Source organism: Lacinutrix gracilariae (genome assembly GCF_042684485.1).
Classification (GTDB): Bacteria; Bacteroidota; Bacteroidia; order Flavobacteriales; family Flavobacteriaceae; genus Oceanihabitans; species Oceanihabitans gracilariae.
On record NZ_JBHULM010000001.1, the window covers coordinates 229,667 to 250,462 of the forward strand.

General features: G+C 32.9%; 14 protein-coding genes. 10 read left to right on the forward strand and 4 right to left on the reverse strand.

The genetic code is table 11. From position 1 onward, the window contains the following. Nucleotides 1-151 precede the first annotated feature (151 nt). The gene (locus tag ACFSSB_RS00980) at nucleotides 152-532 is read right to left on the reverse strand and encodes a Fur family transcriptional regulator (protein WP_379899995.1); all 381 of its coding nucleotides are present in this window, start codon (nucleotides 530-532) and stop codon (nucleotides 152-154) included. Nucleotides 533-610: 78 nt separating this feature from the next. On the opposite strand from ACFSSB_RS00980, the gene ACFSSB_RS00985 reads away from it, so the two are divergent. From ACFSSB_RS00985 to ACFSSB_RS01015, 7 genes are read left to right on the forward strand one after another with little or no spacing between them, the layout of a single operon-like run. Then, nucleotides 611-1,015, forward strand: coding sequence for a MerC domain-containing protein (locus ACFSSB_RS00985; RefSeq protein ID WP_379899997.1), 405 nt, complete (start codon nucleotides 611-613; stop codon nucleotides 1,013-1,015). Further along, the gene (gene folE, locus ACFSSB_RS00990) at nucleotides 1,005-1,670 is read left to right on the forward strand and encodes a GTP cyclohydrolase I FolE (protein ID WP_379900000.1); all 666 of its coding nucleotides are present in this window, start codon (nucleotides 1,005-1,007) and stop codon (nucleotides 1,668-1,670) included. Before ACFSSB_RS00985 ends, folE begins: the two co-directional genes overlap by 11 nt. 52 nt (nucleotides 1,671-1,722) lie before the next feature. Next, the gene (locus tag ACFSSB_RS00995) at nucleotides 1,723-2,922 is read left to right on the forward strand and encodes a GTP-binding protein (protein WP_379900002.1); all 1,200 of its coding nucleotides are present in this window, start codon (nucleotides 1,723-1,725) and stop codon (nucleotides 2,920-2,922) included. 19 nt (nucleotides 2,923-2,941) lie between these two features. Then, nucleotides 2,942-3,571, forward strand: coding sequence for an ABC transporter ATP-binding protein (locus tag ACFSSB_RS01000; protein ID WP_379900004.1), 630 nt, complete (start codon nucleotides 2,942-2,944; stop codon nucleotides 3,569-3,571). Further along, entirely contained in the window at nucleotides 3,568-4,803 is a 1,236-nt protein-coding gene (locus ACFSSB_RS01005; protein ID WP_379900006.1) for an ABC transporter permease, read from the forward strand. The genes ACFSSB_RS01000 and ACFSSB_RS01005 overlap by 4 nt, the downstream gene beginning before the upstream one ends. After that, a complete protein-coding gene (locus ACFSSB_RS01010) occupies nucleotides 4,793-5,230 on the forward strand; it encodes a hypothetical protein (protein WP_379900008.1) in 438 nt (145 codons plus the stop codon). Before ACFSSB_RS01005 ends, ACFSSB_RS01010 begins: the two co-directional genes overlap by 11 nt. Nucleotides 5,231-5,247: 17 nt before the next feature. Beyond that, nucleotides 5,248-6,663 carry an alkaline phosphatase gene (locus ACFSSB_RS01015; RefSeq protein ID WP_379900010.1) on the forward strand — a complete coding sequence of 472 codons (1,416 nt, stop codon included), beginning with the start codon at nucleotides 5,248-5,250 and terminating at the stop codon, nucleotides 6,661-6,663. Nucleotides 6,664-6,735: 72 nt separating this feature from the next. Here the strand turns inward: ACFSSB_RS01015 and ACFSSB_RS01020 are convergent, their stop codons facing one another. The 3 genes from ACFSSB_RS01020 to ACFSSB_RS01030 form a co-directional block, all read right to left on the reverse strand. Continuing rightward, entirely contained in the window at nucleotides 6,736-7,542 is an 807-nt protein-coding gene (locus tag ACFSSB_RS01020) for a hypothetical protein (RefSeq protein ID WP_379900012.1), read from the reverse strand. Between the two features lie 265 nt (nucleotides 7,543-7,807). After that, on the reverse strand, nucleotides 7,808-16,441 hold the full coding sequence (locus tag ACFSSB_RS01025; protein WP_379900014.1) for an HYR-like domain-containing protein: 8,634 nt from the start codon (nucleotides 16,439-16,441) through the stop codon (nucleotides 7,808-7,810). 352 nt (nucleotides 16,442-16,793) lie between these two features. Further along, nucleotides 16,794-17,450 carry an HAD family hydrolase gene (locus ACFSSB_RS01030; protein WP_379900016.1) on the reverse strand — a complete coding sequence of 219 codons (657 nt, stop codon included), beginning with the start codon at nucleotides 17,448-17,450 and terminating at the stop codon, nucleotides 16,794-16,796. 107 nt (nucleotides 17,451-17,557) lie between these two features. Here ACFSSB_RS01030 and ACFSSB_RS01035 point away from each other — a divergent pair, with 107 nt between their 5' ends. The 3 genes from ACFSSB_RS01035 to ACFSSB_RS01045 all read left to right on the forward strand — a co-directional run bounded on the left by ACFSSB_RS01035 (nucleotide 17,558) and on the right by ACFSSB_RS01045 (nucleotide 20,588). After that, entirely contained in the window at nucleotides 17,558-18,190 is a 633-nt protein-coding gene (locus tag ACFSSB_RS01035; RefSeq protein WP_379900018.1) for a Crp/Fnr family transcriptional regulator, read from the forward strand. A 65-nt stretch (nucleotides 18,191-18,255) separates the two neighbouring features. Then, complete coding sequence (locus ACFSSB_RS01040; protein ID WP_379900020.1) at nucleotides 18,256-19,050, forward strand: sulfite exporter TauE/SafE family protein; 795 nt, start codon at nucleotides 18,256-18,258, stop codon at nucleotides 19,048-19,050. A gap of 122 nt (nucleotides 19,051-19,172) precedes the next feature. Beyond that, nucleotides 19,173-20,588 (forward strand): MBL fold metallo-hydrolase, encoded by a 1,416-nt coding sequence (locus ACFSSB_RS01045; RefSeq protein ID WP_379900022.1) that lies wholly within the window; start codon nucleotides 19,173-19,175, stop codon nucleotides 20,586-20,588. Nucleotides 20,589-20,796: the final 208 nt, after the last annotated feature.

Below are 20,796 nucleotides of genomic sequence, written 5' to 3' on the forward strand. Positions count from 1 at the left end.
AGGATAGTTAAATATTGTATTGGTAAATAAACTTAAACCTGTTCAAAATTCTTTGTTTACGTCATTTTCATTCGGGAAACCCTTGTATATAATGCGTATTATTTTTAGCTAACGTTTTGTTCTTTATTTAAAGCGAAAGCATTCCATTTTTTTATTCAAAGCATTCTTCGCAAAGCCCTTGTACTAGTATTTGCGAAATTTCAACCTTTCGGTTAGGTATGTTAGGAATAGGCATATTAATAGATAAACAATCTACTTTTCCACACTTTAAACATTGAAAATGCGGATGTACATCTTTATGATGTGAAGCAGAACATCCATCACATTTTGCATACCACTTAAGACCATCTTTTCCTAAAAAGGAATGTAAAACACCATCTTCTTCCAATCTATCTAATACACGATAAATAGTTGTTTTATTAAACTTAGAGTCTAGTTGCTCTATTAATTGTTTAGCAGAAATAGCTTTATGTCCTTGATTAAACTCTTTAAGTAAGGCTGCTACTGCTTTTGTTTTTCTTATCACTCCCATACTACAAATATAACTCAGCCTAGTTGCAATAACAAGTTTTTTATCTATATTTGCAACTCAGTTGCATTAATGTGTATTATGATATTTACAAAACAAAAATCAGATGAAATAGGAGTTATGGCAAGTGGGCTTTGTCTTATTCATTGCGTTGCTACACCTTTTTTATTTCTTGTTCAAAGTTGCTCGCTTGCAGGTTGTAGCGAAACTCCAATATGGTGGAGTGTAATAGATTATTTTTTTCTAGTTATTTCTTTTTTTGCCATATATCGTTCTACGCAAACCACATCAAGTACTTGGATAAAACCTGCTTTATGGTGGAGTTGGGCATTACTATTTTTTATTATTATCAACGAAAAAATGACTTGGTTTTCAATACCAGAATATGCTGTGTATATACCAGCAATAGCATTAATTGCATTGCACTTATATAATAGAAAATATTGCCAATGTAACACCAATAAATGTTGTACACATGAAGGATAAAAAAGAGATAATTACTGTAGGAGATAACCATGTTTTAACTAGTATTAAAACACCATTACGTGCTGATGCTTTTGAAAAAACAGATGCAGAAAAAATAGAAAATATACAATTTCATTTTAAAAAAATAATGGAAGAGTTGGGCTTAGATTTAACAGATGATAGTTTGTCTGGCACACCATATCGTTTTGCTAAAATGTATGTGCAAGAGCTGTTTTATGGATTAAATCCAGCCAACAAACCAAAACTTTCTGTTTTTGAAAATAAGTATAGTTATAAAAAAATGTTAGTAGAGCAGCATATCACTATAAATTCTGCTTGCGAACACCATTTTCTACCAATTACAGGATATGCGCATGTTGGGTATATTCCTAAAAATAAAGTCGTAGGCTTGTCTAAAATTAATCGCTTGGTAGATTATTATGCAAGACGACCACAGGTTCAAGAACGTTTAGTTATTCAAATTTTAAATGATTTACAAGAAGCTTTAGATACTAAAGATGTTATTGTTTCAGTTACAGCAAAACATTTATGTGTGTCTTCTAGAGGTATAAAAGATCAAACTAGTTACACCACTACTTTAGAATATGGAGGTCGTTTTTCTGACGATACTATACGACAAGAATTTTTAAATATCGTTGCGCAAGAGACACTTTAAAGAGTAGTTACTAAAAACATATAAAATACAATTAAGAAAGCATATTTAGTACATGAGAAAATTACCAGTAACTGTTTTAAGCGGATTTTTAGGAGCAGGAAAAACCACTTTGTTAAATCATATTTTACACAATAAAGAAGGCTTAAAAGTAGCAGTTATTGTTAATGATATGAGTGAAGTAAATATCGATGCTCAATTTATTGAGAATGAAGGTACACTTTCTAGAACCGAAGAAACTTTAGTAGAAATGTCTAACGGTTGTATTTGTTGTACCCTTAGAGAAGATTTAATGGTGGAGGTTGAAAAACTTGCAGCACAAAATAAATTTGATTATTTGCTTATAGAAAGTACAGGTATTAGCGAACCTATTCCTGTGGCACAAACATTTTCTTTTGAAAGTGAAGATGGCAACATAGACCTTAGTAGATTTAGTTATATAGATACTATGGTTACGGTTGTGGATGCTTTTAATTTCTTAAAAGATTTTTCAAGTGCGGATTATCTAGCAACAAGAGAACTTACAGATATTGAAGGTGATGACAGAACAATTGTTAATTTATTAACCGATCAAATTGAGTTTGCGAATGTTATTATTATAAATAAAACAGATTTAGTGAATAAGGAGCAGCTTAAAGAACTTCAAAGTATTCTTCACTCCTTAAATCCAGAAGCAGATATTCATTTTACTAAGCAATCTGAAATAGCAATAGATGCTGTAATTAATACAGGATTATTCGATTATGAAAAAGCAGAAGCTTCAGCAGGTTGGATTAAAGAACTAGAAAACGAGCATACACCAGAAACCGAAGAATATGGTATTGGTTCGGTGGTGTTTAAAAGTAGAAAACCCTTTCATCCAGAACGTTTTCTAAGTTATTTAAATACCAGTTTCCCTCAAAATATTATTAGAAGTAAAGGCTTGTTTTGGATGGCTTCAAGATCTGGTCAAGCATTATTGTGGAGCTCTGCAGGAGGTTCCTGTAAAGCAGATTCTGCTGGTGTTTGGTGGGCATCTATGCCTTTTGCAGAGCGTACAAATTATATGCCTTTTAATGAGAATCAAGCTCAAATTGAATCTAATTGGGATGGAATTTATGGTGACCGAAAAATAGAACTGGTGTTTATTGGTCAGTATATAGATAAAGTAGCTATGATGAATCAATTAAAATCTTGCCTGTTAACAGATGAAGAGGTTGTATTATGGAAAAACAATAGGTTTCCTCAAGAAGACCAATGGCCTATAGTACGATAAAATAGATATAAATTTTAACATGTTACAGAGCAGCAATCTTACTTTTCAATATAAAAAAACGGAGCATTTGTTTCGTTTTCCTAATATCGATTTAAAGAAACAAGAACACTTAGTTATTTTAGGTAAATCTGGTATTGGTAAAACCACATTGTTGCATCTTCTAGCAGGAATATTAAAACCAAGTACTGGTACTGTATCTCTTAATAGTCAAGATATAACGGTTTTAAGAGAAAGTAGTTTAGATCGATTTAGAGGAAAAAATATAGGACTTGTATTTCAAAAAAAACATGCTATTCAAACATTAAATGTTTTAGATAATTTAAAAGCACGACTTTATTTTGGTAAAAAAAAGGTAAACCTAAATAAAATGGAAGCTTTACTAGCAGAATTAGATTTGTTAGACTTTAAAACAAGTAAAGTACAAACACTAAGTGAAGGCCAATTACAGCGTTTAGGTATTGCAATAGCAGTAATACATGAACCAGAAATTATTTTAGCAGATGAACCTACCTCTAGTTTAGATGATGCCAACTGTAAAATGGTTCTAGAATTATTATTAAAACAAGCAGCTAAAACCCAAGCTAATTTAATTGTAATTACGCATGATCACAGAATAAAATCTTATTTCCAAAATACCATTATGCTATGAATATTTGGAAAATTAGTCTGCAAAATATTAAAAGCAAGCCTTTATATACGTTTTTAAGCGTTTGTGTTTTAGCACTTAGTATTACGCTTCTTTTAGGAATACAACAGTTAAAATATTCTTTTAAAAACCAGATAGAAACCAATTTAGGAAAAATAGGTTTGGTGATTGGTGCCAAAGGAAGTCCGTTGCAATTGGTATTAGCATCTGTATTGCATTTAGATAATCCAACAGGAAATATCTCATATACTGAAGCACAAAACATTATAAAAAACCCTAGAGTTAAGTCGGCAGTACCTATTTCCTACGGAGATAATTATAAAGGATATAGAATTGTAGGTACAACAGAAACATTTTTGTCTATTTATAATGCAGAGTTAGAAACAGGAAGTAATGTAGAGCAATCTATGGAAGTTGTTTTGGGAGCTACTGTAGCCAAAACCTTAAATTTAAAGGTTGGTGATACCTTTTTAAGTTCGCATGGCTTAATTGAAAACAGTGTAGATGTTCATAATGATGAATTAACCATAGTCGGCATCTTAAAACCGACACACAAAGTAATAGATCGATTAATTGTTACCAATTTAGAGAGTATTTGGGATGTACACCATCATGAAGTTGAAGATACGTCTCACGCAGACTATCATCACCATGACCACGATGAAGTAGCCAAAGAAATAGAAGCAGATAAGGAAATCACGTCTTTATTGGTGACTTTTAAAAGTCCTAGGTCTCTTTTAACCTTTCCTAGAAAAATTAATGAAAGCACCAATATGTTGGCAGCGTTACCAAGGTATGAGCTACATAAACTCTATGAATATACAAGTGTAGGCTTTCAAACCATTACATGGATAGCCTATTTAATTTTAGTAATGTCTGGCTTAACCATCTTTATAAGTTTATATAAAATGGTAAAAGAGCGCGCTTTTGATTTGGCCATTTTACGTACCTATGGAGCTAGCAATTTTCAGTTAATAAAAATGGTGCTTTACGAAGGATTAATCATTGCTTTTTTAGCCTTTGTTATAGCATATTTATTTGTAAAAATAGGATTAGCTATAGTTCTTAATTTTATGGTTGCAAGCAATCAACAAAACTTACTGGTAAATTTACCTTACCAGGAGTTGGTGTACTTAGGTATACTTGTCTTTTTTAAGGTTGTTTTATCTGTTTCATTGGCCATATATCCCATCATAAAAATGAATATTTCAACAATTTTAAGTCATGAAAAATAAAGTATTGCTTTTTATTATTCTTTTGTATAGTACTTTGGCTTTTAGTCAACAAAAGGTTACTTGGGAAGATTTATCGAATGTTAAGTACACCGAAAAATACTTCCATAATTATGATGAATATTTTAAGTATCCTACGTTTTTACCTTCCGTTATGGATTTAGAAGGAAAACAAATAAAGATTACAGGTTATTTTTTTAATATAGCACCAGAACAAGGCGTGTATATTTTGTCTAAAACTCCAATGTCTTCTTGTTTCTTTTGTGGTCAAGGTGAGCCAAATACAGTAATAGAACTTCAATGTGAAGAAACGCCAAATTTTAAAACGGACGCTATTGTTAGCGTAACCGGTAAATTAAGATTAAATAGCGATGATGTAGAACATTTTAATTTTATTATTGAAAACTGTATTGTAGAGCTTACCAATTAACTATTATACCATATAAAATGAACAGAAGACATTTTTTTAAAAAAGGATCGCTATTTGCTATAGGAACCACTTTGTTACATCCTTTAGATAGTTTAGCTAGTAATCATGATTATGATGCTACCAATAAAAATAAAAAGGCAAAGAATATTATTATTGTTGTTAGTGATGGTATGAGTATTGGTACTTTAAATATGACCGATTTATATCTTTCTAGAAAAACAGGTAAAGGCTCTAATTGGTTAGGGCTATATAAAAACAATAAGGTAAAACGAGCACTTATGGATATGGCTTCGGCTAGTTCCATTGTTACCGATTCTGCAGCAGCGAGTTCGTCTTGGGGAGGAGGCGTGCGTATTGCTAATGGCGCTTTAAATGTTAGTAAAAGCGGCGAAGCACATCTTCCTATTTGGCAAAAGTTTAAAAAAGCAGGAAAAAAGGCAGGATGCGTAACGTCTGTTCCTATTACACATGCTACACCTGCAGGTTTTTGCGTAAATTCTACATCTAGAAATGCCCAAGAAAATATTGCAGAATACTATTTAGAACATAAATTTGATGTGATGATGGGTGGAGGAGATGATTATTTTTCTTCAGATAAAAGAAAAGATAAAAAAGACATGTATCAGGCTTTTTCATCAAAAGGATATCAGGTAGTAAGTACAAAGGAGGATATGTTTTCTGCTGTAAATAATAAACCTATACTAGGTGTTTTTGATGATAACGCGCTTCCTTATGCTATAGATAGAAAACATAGTAAAGAATTAGTTCAAAAAATACCTACTCTTGCTGATATGACAAAAAAAGCAATTGCTGCTATGAAAGACCATGATAAAGGTTTTGTATTGCAAGTAGAGGCTGGTAAAGTAGATTGGGCTGCACATGGTAATGATATTGCAGGATTACTTCACGATCAAATAGATCATGATGAAGCTATACAAGTAACTATGGATTTTGCTGAAGAAGATGGAGAAACTTTAGTGATTATTACCACAGATCACGGAAATGCAAATCCTGGTGTTATATATGGAAGCGATGCTAATACTAATTTTGATTCTATTCAAAATTACAAACATACCAATGAGTGGATTTTAAATGGTATTGGTAAAGAAACATCTATTTCTCAAATAAAAGAAAGAATACATTATGCAAATACTATAGCGCTCACCAACAACGAGTGTCAGCAACTGCTAGAGTATTACAAAAATATAGCAACCGATAATGGTCTATATAATCCTAGGCATCTTCCTTTTAATCTGTTAGCAACGATGCAAAAACAACATAATTCTGTAGGTTGGATAAGTATGCAACATTCTGCCGATTATGTAGAATTAGCGATGTATGGTCCTGGAAGTCATCTGTTAAAACCTTTTATAAAAAACACAGATTTACATTATTTAATGTTGGAAGCCGCAGAAGTAGAAAATAAATTTTAACTACAATAGAAACTTTTTTAGAATAATTACGTTTTAAATTGGTAAATAAAACTTGTGAATTACAGCTTATAATTAATAAAATAACAGCTTTTTACTTGTGTTGCCTTTATTAGTATACACTCTAACAATTCCGAAATTTTGAGTGGTAAAGTTTGTAGGTAATCTTAATATTTTAGTGTTTAGATTTTCTTTTAAAAGAATGCGTTTTCCTAGTAAATTATAAACTTCTAGTTTAGATATTTCTTGGTTAGAGGTTATATAGATTTCTTTTAATTCATTTAAAAATGAAATGGAAGTGTCTTGAGCTATGTTTTCATTAATAGAAAGTTGCGCAGATATGCTGTTGTTTATACTTCCATCTGTATTGTTATTAAAAGCAATATAATAACGATCTAAATGTGTTCCTTCATAAACATATTCTTCAAAATCTATTTCATTAAGTAAAGTATAAGAGTTGTTTAGTGCATCAAATAAATATACATCAATATCTGTATCAAAGTTTTCTAAGGCATCTAAAGAAATAGCAATATCACCAGCATTAGATATAAACATACCTAAAGGGTATTGTTTTAAATTATCAAAAGCGCCAACACCTTGTATTATATAGTTTTGGTCTTCAATTATCCAATTTAAATCATCAGGATAATTGTTCATTTCTAATGCATCATAACCATAATCAACACCATCTGTTGCTGTATTATCAGGAGTAAATGCTAATAGTAAATGTTTAATATAACCGTTAGGCATAGTAAAATCTATTCTAACACGTTGCACTTCGTTAAAAGTAAAATCTTCTTTTATATTTTTAGAAAAAGGATTGGCAATGGTTAGTGTGTTATAACACAGGGTTATAAGGCATAAGTAGGTTAGCTTATTCATTTTGTTTTGTTTTAAATGAATTAATATGATTTGGGACTGCTAATATATTTAATATTTTGAAAAACACACTATGAAATGCAGAAATAATCGATGAAACGCACTTATTTTGAGGTTTATACGTATTAGAACGGTCTTTTTATTTGTTTTTTAAGCTTATTTTTTATTTAAGTAAAACTTTACTTACAAATTAAATTTTAAATTATATGCATATAAAAAAGGCGATCTTTTTTAGATCGCCTTTTTTGTAGATGTATTAAAGAAATTGTTATTGTTTCACCACAACTTTTTTATTAATTATGGCATTATTAGAGGTTCTTACTTTTATTATATAAGTACCTTCAGCAATTTTTCTAACAGGAAGTTTACATTCCTGAGAAAGAGGAGCGTTTGTAGCATTCCAAGATTTCACAGTTTGCCCTAATAAGTTTACTAAATATACTTGTTTTATGTCTACTGTATTTGGTACATTAATATAAATTTCACTAGTTGCACTTAAGTAATTAATAACAACGTTATTGTGTTGCTGATCTATAGTGTTTAGTTCATTATCTTCTTTAAAAGCGATAAAGTATCTGTTGTTATGACTTCCAGCATCTAATGTAATTTGATAATTATTTTCATTGATTGCTGTATAGCTTCCTAGTAAGGCATCATATATAAAAACATCAATAGCTTCCTCGAAGTTTTCTAAGTCATCTAAAGCAATTTGTATATTTCCGGAAACTCCTAAGTCTATTGTTATAGGATACATTTTTTCAATATCAAAAGCACCAACACCTTGTATGATATATTTTTCATTTTCTATTAAAAAGGACATATCACTAGGGAAGTAATCCGAATTTTTAGCATCAAAACCATAATCTATAGCATCTGAAGCTTCATTGTTTGGCGTAAAGGCTAATAACAACGGTCTAACAGCGCCTTCTGGAGAAGTGAAGTTTAAACGTACTCGTTTAATTATATCTGTTGGTTCTTGGTTGTTTTCTGTTCTTAAAAAAACAGAAGCACCCAAAGTTTCTTTAACAAAAGTACGTTGGTTATTATTAAAAGTAATTGTGCCTCCATCTGCATCACCAGTAACATAAAAACCTTGTCCTACAGCAATATATTGTCTTGGAACTTTACCAACAACTCCAATACCTGTTAAACCTGCAGGAGGTGTGGTTGCTGCAACACCACCAGCTAAAGAGTAGGTAGCGTAACCTCCTTCATAATCTATAGTAATATGAGAGGAATTTGTTAATGAATGTTCCCAAAAATATAAAGGACCTGTGATACTTCCTGCATTATCTAAAATAAATTGATTGGCATTAATTGCAGATGGATATGGATTACCAATTAATGCTTCATTACCACCTGTAACAGGAGTTGTAATCGTTCCGTTGTTTGGTTGTCCTACAAAGGTGTAATTTTGAATATCTGAAACTGGATCACCAACACCACTACCTTTCATGGTAAAACCTAGACCTACAGGTACAGAGTAATTTTGGTTTATAGCATGCCAATCTGCATAGTTTCCTGCAGTATGATTTTCATATAAATATAACCAACGATTACTAATTGTTACTGGGTTTGTACTACCTGTAGCGTTATTTCCACTTGTCCAATTTACAGGGTTAATACCATCATGAAGAGCATTAATTTGGAAGGTGTTTCCGTTTGTACTTACAGGAGAACTCCAATAATTATAATTAAACATGTTAGTTGTTCCTTGCTGGTCGCGATGCAGGTTTCCAAGTCCTGAATAATCTACAATACTTCCTGAAGGTTGTAGTAATTGCGATTCGCCTTCTAAGTCTAATACACCATCAATGTTTAAGTAATGGTCTACTGTTAAAGATTGATCATTATCAATAGTGAAAGTGTTTGCATCTACTAATAAACCAAGAACTGTTGTAGCTCTATTACCAGAATGTACATTGTGTTGTGTTCTTACAATATTCCAATTAATACCAGTAGAATTAGGTAATAATTGTACATCATTGTTTAGCCAAGTAGCTGGCGTATTCCAGTTTCCGTTTGCAGCAGTTACATAAGGTAAAGGAGCGGTTTCTGCTTGTAAAGTAGTTATGTTTCTAATTGTTCCAGAAGTACCAACATTAGCAATTAAGTTACCTCCTGAAATATGTGTACTTTGATTCATTTGGTAGTAAGCCGTTAAGTTACTCCATGTTAATCCTGTAATGTTTAAAGGAACTTCTACACCTCGAACTTGTCCGCCATTGTTTTCAATTTCTTGATTCATCATTTGACGAATTTGGGTTACATTTAAATCGGTATTCCAAAGTCTAATTTCATCCATCCAACCATTATAATAATTAGTAGGAACATTATTTAATCTAGACATGGCACCTAATAACATATTAAAGTTATTGGTAGCTGGAGTAGGACCTGCCGAGCTATTTCTTTGAATACCATCAACATATAAGGTGTAAATTGTTCCATTGTATGTAACAGCTACATGATACCATCTATTTGATGTAATACCATTAGTAGAAATATTAAAACCATTTGCGTGGAATGAAATGGTATTGTTAACCAGTCTTAAATCGTATCCAGTTGCAAAATTGTTAGCATTACGTTTCGATAAGATGGTTTGAATACCTCCATTTATGGCATTTGGTTTTATCCAAGCTTCAATGCTGAAGTTTCCAGGTAGAGGGTAAGTATCATTAAAATTAATATGATCATTTGTTCCATCAAAATCAATTTGTATACCACAGTTGTCAGGCAAAGTGAATGATACAGTATCGCTTAATGTGCCACATATATTAGTATTGGTAGCAACCCATTGTAGTGTGTAACTTGCATTACTTTGACCAGTAAAAAGAGTATTGGGGTCATTTATATTAGAAAAAGTATAACCAGCAGGACCTGAAGTAACAGACCATTCTCCAGTAATTCCTGTTGCAAAAGCGGAAGCGTTTAAAGCTATAGAAGTAGAACCACAACTAGCAGGATCAATAGTTATGGAGCCAGCATTAGCTGTTACAGATTCTTGAATTGTAATGTTTGAAGTGGTCGTTATAGAACCACAACCGTCTGTAATAGGAGTAGTATATGTAATTATATAATCTCCAGGTGTGCTAGTGCTAGGATCTATTGCACCACTTGAACTATTAATGCTTAAGCCTATAGGAGAGCTGCTATAGGTTCCTCCAGAATAATTATTAGTCCCAGTAAGCGTACTAGATATAACGGAATCATTTTCACAATAAGTGCCAGCTGAATAAGATAAACTAGCAGTGGCAGGTTCATTCACCGTAATGGTTACCGTTTCATTTCCAAATGGATATATTGTTTGACATTGATTTCCTAGACCTAAACTTGGGTCTATTCTAACACGCCTTAAATGGTATACTGTTGATTGTGTTAGAATTGGTGTCGTGTAGGTGTATGTTCCATCTGATCCAATTATAGCAGTTGTAAAGGGAAATCCAGGTATATTGTTATTTCCTAAAGTGCGCGCTCTAAATCCAATTTGCTGTCCAGGAACTCCTTCAAAGACTATATTAGTAGATTCACCTTCACAAATTGTAGTGTCTGAAGAAGTTATTTCAGCTTCGGTCTCCTCTAAAATATGAATTTGCATTTCATCGAAAACGGGTGCACCACATTCCGTAATTGTTTCTTCACCATAAGTTTCTAATGTTATAGTTATTACGTCTCCAGGTTGTGTTCCATTTGGTAAAGTGTAAGTGTCTGTTACGGAGTGATCACTTTGCCAGCATCCAAAAAACCAAATTAGGCACTCGTCTTCCGAAAAATTTCCTCCAGCTCCATTATCATTCCAACCCCAAAATAAAAGAGGTACCCAATCAGCATCTCCATTCATAGTTATCGTGGCACTACCATTACTATTTAGGTCACTTGCGCATAAATAAATGTCGGGACCAGCATTAATATTGGCGCTATTATCATTAATAGCAATTTCATAACTAGAAGTGTTTGTTCCACAAGGGTTTTGAACGGTTAAATCTATTGTATATGTAGTCTCGGTTATAACAGTGTTATCGATATAAACTTCAATCTCATTACCATTATTAGTTGTTATTTGTAGCTCCGTTGATAAAGACCAATTATAGGATTCAACATTTGGATCAATAGGCACAGATAATGTTACTGTTGTTGTAGGGCATACTAAACCAGTAGGACCTGTAATTACAGGAACATCTGGCGCTTCATCATAGATTGATATTGTAATTTCATTACTTTCTACTTTAGTAGTACATGGGCCAATTGCAGCCTGAATGGTATAGGAACCAAAAGTTAAACCACTTGGCGTATAGGTATTCGATGTTGTTGCTTGTGCTAATACACCATCTACATACCAATAATAAATTGGTGTTGCTGTACCAAAATTAGTTGTAGTAGCTGTAAAAGTTTCAAAACTAGTACTACAAACCGACGTGTCAGGTGTTGAGATGGTTATATCTGCATTTGAAGGTAAATCAATAATTGTAACTGTTGCATTACAAGAATATGTATTACTAGCATTATCCGTAGCTGTAAGTGTAACTGTATTAACCCCTATATCTCCACAATCAAAATTAGTTTGTGACGCATTTAACGTGAATGAAGTACATGTGATGCTACTAGTTAAATCTTCCGGTAAAATAGTAGCATTTCCAGTGTTATCTAGTTGGACAGTGATATTTTGACAAACTAAAACAGGTTCCACAGTAACAATTTGTGTACAAGTGTCCGTTAGTCCAGCACCATCAGTAGCTGTCCATGTTACAATAGTTTCTCCAATGGAAAATAAAGTAGGAGCGTTATTAGTATATACGGCTCCACAATTATCAAATAAAGTTGGTGTGCCTAAATTAACACCAGATGCTGTACAGGAACCAGAATCTACATTTACTGTAATGTCTCCTGGACAAGTAATCACAGGAGGTGTTGCATCTTGGACAGTAACGGTTTGGATACAAGTAGCAGTTAATCCTGCTGTATCTGTAATTGTCCAAGTTATATTATGCATCCCTACGGGTAGTGGTAAAGTAAGGTCATGTGTCACTGTTGCCACTCCACAATTATCATTAGTAGTTGGAGTTCCTAAAGTTACAATTGTTGCTTCGCAATTAGCATCCGCATTTACTGTAATATCTGCAGGACATGTTATTGTTGGTGATTCATTATCTATAACCGTGATTGTAAAAGTACAGATGGTCGTGTTTCCATTGCCATCATCAGCTGTATATTCTATAGTTGTTGTTCCTATTGGAAACAAGCTGCCAGAGGTTAATCCTGTTACATCTGTTTGAGTTACTACAGTTGTTCCACAAGAATCTGTAGCTGTTGGTATGGTGTAATTAACAATTGCTCCACATGCTCCAATATCATTATTTCTAGAAAGATTGGAAGGACAAGAGTTAAAAGTAGGAGCAGTCACATCATCAATAATAATATTTTGTGTTTGTGTAGATGTGTTTCCGTTTCCATCATCGTAAGTCCAAGTAACAATAGTTGTTCCTTGAGCAGTAATAGGAAGCGAAGCATCATTTGTAATTATAACTGTTCCACCACAATTATCTGTAGCAGTAGGAGCTGTAAGACTATTAACTTCGCATGCTGCAGTTATGTCTGCTAAAGTAGCAGCATCAGGAATAGGCGCACTAATATCATCAATAATAATATTTTGTGTTTGTGTAGATGTATTTCCGTTTCCATCATCGTAAGTCCAAGTAACAAGAGTTGTACCTTGTGTTGTAATAGGAAGCGTAGCATCATTTGTAATTATAACTGTTCCACCACAATTGTCTGTAGCAGTAGGAGGTGTAAGGCTGTTAACTTCGCATGCTGCAGTTACATGTGCTAAAGTAGCAGCATCAGGAATAGGCGCAGTCACATCATCAACAATAATATTTTGTGTTTGTGTAGCAGTATTTCCGTTTCCATCATCGTAAGTCCAAGTAACAAGAGTTGTACCTTGTGTTGTAATAGGAAGCGTAGCGTCATTTGTGACTATAACTGTTCCACCGCAATTGTCTGTAGCAGTAGGAGGAGTTAATGTTGTTACTTCACATTCAGCAGTTATATCTGCTAAAGTAGCAGCATCAGGAGTAGGAGTAGTAACATCATCAATAATAATATTTTGTGTTTGTGTAGATGTATTTCCGTTTCCATCATCGTAGGTCCAAGTAACAAGAGTTGTACCTTGTGTTGTAATAGGAAGCGAAGCATTATTTGTAATTATAACTGTTCCACCACAATTGTCTGTAGCAGTAGGAGGTGTTAATGTTGTTACTTCACATGCAGCAGTTACATCTGCTAAAGTAGCAGCATCAGGAGTAGGAGCAGTAACATCATCAATAATAATGTTTTGTGTTTGTGTAGAGGTGTTTCCGTTTCCATCATCGTAAGTCCAAGTAACAAGAGTAGTGCCTTGTGTTGTAATAGGAAGCGTAGCATCATTTGTAACAGTAACAGTTCCTCCACAATTATCTGTAGCAGTAGGAGGCGTTAATGTTGTCACTTCACATGCTGCAGTTACATCTGTTAAAGTTCCTGCATCAGGAATAGGCGCAGTCACATCATCAATAATAATGTTTTGTGTTTGTGTAGCGGTATTTCCGTTTCCATCATCGTAAGTCCAAGTAACAACAGTTGTGCCTTGTGTTGTAATAGGAAGCGTTGCATCATTTGTAACTATAATTGTTCCACCACAATTATCTGTAGCAGTAGGAGGCGTTAATGTTGTCACTTCACATGCTGCAGTTATATCTGCTAAAGTAGCAGCATCAGGAATAGGAGCAGTCACATCATCAATAATAATATTTTGTGTTTGTGTAGCGGTATTTCCGTTTCCATCATCGTAAGTCCAAGTAACAATAGTTGTTCCTTGAGCAGTAATAGGAAGCGAAGCATCATTTGTAACTATAACTGTTCCACCACAATTATCTGCAGCAGTAGGAGGTGTAAGACTATTAACTTCGCATGCTGCAGTTACGTCTGTTAAAGTAGCAGTATCAGGAATAGGAGCAGTAACATCATCAATAATAATGTTTTGTGTTTGTGTAGATGTATTTCCGTTTCCATCATTGTAAGTCCAAGTAACAAGAGTTGTACCTTGTGTTGTAATAGGAAGTGTTGCATCATTTGTAACTATAACTGTTCCTCCACAGTTATCTGTAGCAGTAGGAGATGTAAGACTATTAATTTCGCATGCTGCAGTTACATCTGCTAAAGTAGCAACATCAGGAATAGGAGCAGTAACATCATCAATAATAATATTTTGTGTTTGTGTAGCAGTATTTCCGTTTCCATCATCGTAAGTCCAAGTAACAACAGTTGTACCTTGTGTTGTAATAGGAAGCGTAGCATCATTTATAACAGTAACAGTTCCACCACAATTGTCTGTAGCAGTAGGATCAGTAAGACTATTAACTTCACATGCTGCAATTACATCTGCTAAAGTAGCAGCATCAGGAATAGGAGCAGTAACATCATCAATAATAATGTTTTGTGTTTGTGTAGAGGTGTTTCCGTTTCCATCATCGTAAGTCCAAGTAACAAGGGTTGTACCTTGTGTTGTAATAGGAAGCGTAGCATCATTTGTAACAGTAACAGTTCCACCACAATTGTCTGTAGCAGTAGGATCAGTAAGACTATTAACTTCACATGCTGCAATTACATCTGCTAAAGTAGCAGCATCAGGAATAGGAGGAGTCACATCATCAATAATAATATTTTGTGTTTGTGTAGAGGTGTTTCCGTTTCCATCATCGTAAGTCCAAGTAACAATAGTTGTACCTTGTGTTGTAATAGGAAGCGTAGCATCATTTGTAACTATAACTGTTCCACCACAATTGTCTGTAGCAGTAGGAGGTGTAAGGTTGTTAACTTCGCATGCTGCAGTTACATCTGTTAAAGTAGCAGTATCAGGAATAGGCGCAGTAACATCATCAATAATAATGTTTTGTGTTTGTGTAGAGGTGTTTCCGTTTCCATCATCGTAAGTCCAAGTAACAAGAGTTGTACCTTGTGTTGTAATAGGAAGCGTAGCATCATTTGTAATTATAACTGTTCCACCACAATTGTCTGTAGCAGTAGGAGGTGTAAGGCTATTAACTTCGCATGCTGCAGTTACATCTGTTAAAGTTGCAACATCAGGAATAGGAGCAGTAACATCATCAATAATAATGTTTTGTGTTTGTGTTGCAGTATTTCCGTTTCCATCATCATACGTCCAAGTAACAACAGTTGTACCTTGTGTTGTAATAGGAAGCGTAGCATCATTTGTAACAGTAACAGTTCCACCACAATTATCTGTAGCAGTAGGAGCTGTAAGACTATTAACTTCACATGCAGCAGTTATATCTGCTAAAGTAGCAGCATCAGGAGTAGGCGCAGTAACATCATCAATAATAATGTTTTGTGTTTGTGTAGAGGTGTTTCCGTTTCCATCATTGTAAGTCCAAGTAACAAGAGTTGTACCTTGTGTTGTAATAGGAAGCGTAGTATCATTTGTAATTATAACTGTTCCACCACAATTGTCTGTAGCAGTAGGAGGTGTAAGGCTGTTAACTTCGCATGCAGCAGTTACATCTGTTAAAGTTGCAACATCAGGAATAGGAGCTTCATTATCTTCAACAATAACATCAAAGGTGCAAATATTTCCTGTTGCAATACCTGTAGCATCATGCTCTTGGTAAGTAACAGTAGTTGTGCCAACAGGAAAAGTGTCTCCATTACCTAATGTAGTTGTTAACACCATGCTTCCTCCACTAATATCAGTAACAGGAAGAATAGAATTTACAACAGCACTACAAGTTCCAGAATCTACATTTACAGTAATACTAGGATTAGGACAAAAAGTTATATTTCTAGAAAAACCATTTGTACTTTGTATAAGAATAGTTAAAATAAGAGTAAAAAAAACGAATTGTTTTTTCATGATAGCATAGGTTTAATTGTAAAAGCAACCATAAGTACAATGCTATGGTTAACTTATTATTCGTTAAAAATATCTTGCTATTCAATTCAATTAGGGAAAAACAAATGTATACGGAAATCTTACTCCTAAAGAATTTAATCGTTCAAATGCTAAAATTTCCTTACAATCGTGAAGTCTTTTGTTTTGGTAAACAGTATGTTATGTTAAGTGTTTCGTTTTTTTAGAAAAAAGAGATTCCTGATATATTCCCTTTTTTTATAAAACACTCTGCAGAAATAGTTATTCTTAAGGGAAGTATTATTAAATATAAAAAAAAGTCTTTATTGAAATTATAAGAAGTTATAATTACTATTTAAACTAAATCTTTAACCGTTTTAAAAGAGATTTCATTAAAATTAGAAACTACTTTATTTGCTAAAGTGTAATCTTGGTTTTTAGAGTTTAAACTATCATAGCCAATGCAATAAATTCCTGCATCATAAGCTGCTTTAATTCCGTTAGTAGAATCTTCAATTACCATACATTCTTCTCTTTTATAACCAGAAGCTTCTGCTGCTTTAATAAAAATTTCAGGATGAGGTTTTGATGCTTTCAAATCTGCGCCACTTAATTTTGCAATAAAGTATTGATCTAAATCAAAACGTGTAAACACATTGTTAATAGTAAGCATAGATGCCGAAGATGCTAGTACTAAGGTTAATCCGTTATTGTGGTAGTCTTTAATGATATCATGCACACCATCAATTAAATCTAAGCTTGAATCATTAAAAAAAAGATCTTTAAAATGAAATCGTTTTCTGTCAACAAGTTCTTTTGCATGCACATCTAATTTAAAATGGGAACATAATCTCTTGCAAACATTCATAGTAGATTGTCCTGTAAAAGATTCGTATAAAGCATCATTTACTTCTAAATTATAGTCTTTAAACATGCCATGATATGCTTTGTGATGTAGAGGTTCTGTGTCTACAATTACACCATCCATATCAAATAAAACAGCTTTTACCATTATAAATATATTTTTAAAAGCGAAGATATAAAAGCTAATTTGTTTTCTTTCATATTCCGTGTTACATTTAAGTTATTTATATAACTTTGTGAAGAGAAAATGTTATTATGCTAGAAGAATTACAACAACATTATGGTTATTTATTTGAAGATGAGTTGCTTCACGAAATTAATAACGTTGGTACGTTTAAAGATATACCAGAAGGCTTCAAATTAATTGAAATAGGAGATTATATAAAGTCTATGCCTCTTTTGGTTAGTGGAGCCATTAAAATTTTAAGAGAAGATGATGATGGAGATGAACTTATTCTTTATTTTATAGAACAAGGCGATACTTGTGCCATGACCTTATCTTGTTGTTTAGGAAGTTCTAAAAGCGAAATTAGAGCGATAGCAGAAACAGATACAAAGTTAATTATGGTACCAGTTTCTAAAATGGAAGAATGGTTAGGTAAATATAAATCCTGGCAACAATTTATATTACAAAGCTACCAAAGCCGTATGTCTGAGCTGCTAGAAGCTATTGATACTATTGCGTTTTTAAAGATGGATGAGCGTTTGTTTAAATACTTAAAAGATAAAGCAATGGTTAACCATAATGAAGTAATTCATGTAACACATCAAGAAATAGCAAGAGATTTACACACTTCTAGAGTGGTAATTTCTAGATTATTAAAAACGCTAGAATTAAACGGAAAAATTGAATTACACAGAAATAATATAAAAGTTATTGATTTGTAAAATGTAACCTTTGTTACTATAAAAGCTAAATATGTAAACTACATTTGGTTTTTAATATTATTGAAATGGACTTACAGCAAATAATAACTTATTTAGGGGCTTTTTTAATTGGAGCCATATTAGGATTAATTGGAGGAGGAGGCTCTATACTTACGGTACCATTATTGGTGTATTTTTTAGGGTATAACCCGGTTATAGCTACTGCATATTCCTTATTTGTTGTTGGCTCATCCTCATTGGTTGGTGTTATTCAAAAAAATCAAAAAGGATTAGTTGACTTTAAAACAGGATTAGCATTTTCATTTCCGTCTTTTCTGGCAGTATACATTTCAAGAAGATTTATTGTTCCTGCCATTCCAGAAACACTTTTTACCTTAGGAGGCTTTTCTTTAACTAAAGAAATGGCAATCATGATATTTTTTGCCACTATCATGTTGTTAGCTGCCTCTTCTATGATTAAAACAAAACCTAAAAATATACATAGTAAAGAGTCGCAACCCTATCATAAAACTTTTATTCAAGGAGTAGTTATAGGTGTTATTACTGGTTTAATAGGAGCAGGAGGAGGTTTTTTATATGTACCAGCCTTAGTACTTTGGGCTGGATTAGATATGAAAAAAGCAGTAGGTACCTCTTTAATAATTATAGCATTAAATTCGCTAATAGGCTTTTTAGGCGATGTACAAATATTAAATATTGAATGGAATTTTTTACTAACCTTTTCCTTTTTAACAATTATAGGTATTTTAGTTGGTGGTTACTTTTCTAAATTTATATCTAATAAAAAATTAAAAAAGAGTTTTGGTTGGTTTGTATTAGCCATGTCTGTTTATATTGTGCTAAAAGAGTTAGTTTTTTAATTATGTAACTTATGTTGCTGTAAAAACTTAAAAACATTAGTAAATTTGAAGAATAAGATAGATAAAATGTCACAAACCGAAAGGCGAACACAATTTTACCAAATTTTAAAAAGAATTAGAAAATGAAAATAGAGCAAATTTATACAGGTTGTTTAGCACATGCGGCTTATTATATTGAAAGTAATGGTGAAGCAGCAATTATTGATCCATTAAGAGAAGTACAGCCTTATATTAATAGAGCAAAATTAGATGATGCTAAAATAAAATACATATTTGAAACCCATTTTCATGCAGATTTTGTTTCAGGTCATTTAGATTTAAAAGAAAAATCTGGAGCACAAATAGTATTTGGCCCAACAGCAAAACCTTCTTATGATGCTATAATTGCAGAAGACGGACAAATATTTGAAGTTGGTGATTACAAAATAAAAGTCATCCATACACCAGGACACACTATGGAAAGTACTACTTATTTGCTGATAGATCAAAACGGAAAAGAGCATGGTATTGTTACAGGAGACACCTTGTTTATTGGTGATGTTGGTCGTCCAGATTTAGCTCAAAAAATAGCGTCAGACTTAACACAAGAAAAATTAGCAGGTTATTTGTATGATTCTCTTCGTAATAAAATAATGCCTTTAAGTGATGATTTAATTGTATACCCAAATCATGGCGCAGGTTCTGCTTGTGGTAAAAACATGAGTAAAGAAACTACAGATACTTTAGGGCATCAAAAAGAAGTAAACTACGCATTACGTGCAGATATGACTAAAGAGGAATTTATAGCCGAATTATTAGATGGTTTGTCTGAGCCTCCAGCATATTTTCCTCAAAATGTTATGATGAATATTCAAGGTTACGAAAGCTTTGATAAAGTAATGACAAAATCTCAAAAACCCTTAGCACCAAAAGATTTTGAAGCTGCTGCAAATGATACAGAAGCAGTTGTTTTAGATGTTCGTCATCAAAACGAATTTGTAAAAGGACATATTCCTCGTTCTATTTTTATAGGAATAGATGGTGGTTTTGCTCCTTGGGTTGGTGCTTTAATTGCAGATGTAAGTCAGCCTATTTTATTAGTAGCACCAAAAGGTAGAGAAGAAGAAGTAATAACACGTTTATCTCGTGTTGGTTTTGATAATGTTATTGGTTACCTAGAAGGAAGTTTTGACGCTTGGAAAAAAGAAGGAATGGAGTATGATACTTTAACTTCAATTTCTGCTGAAGAATTTGAAAAACGTTATGAAGACAATAAAGATGTTGTTTTTGATGTGCGAAAAGAAGGAGAGTTTGCCGCAGAGCATATTGATGGAGCAAAAAACACAGCCTTAGATTCTATTAATAACCATTTAAATGAATTTCCAGAAGATAAACCATTTTATGTGCATTGTGCAGGTGGTTACAGATCTGTAATAGCTGCTTCTATTTTAAAAAGTAGAGGTATACATAACTTAATAGATGTTGCAGGAGGATATAGTGCAATTAAAAATACATCCTTACCAAGAACAGACTTTGTTTGTCCTACAACATTAAAATAATTCTTAGTTTTTTAGTTCGTGAAAAGCGCATATTACACTTTAGTAATATGCGCTTTTTTATGTAACAAAAGTTACCTACTATGGTCTTAAAATTGGTTAACTTTATAGAAAGGAATGAAAATTATATAAAACAGGATTTCACCTTTATAGCGAACATATTTTACCGAATTATAAAATTAAATTTAAAATGAACCGAGCCGAAAGGCGA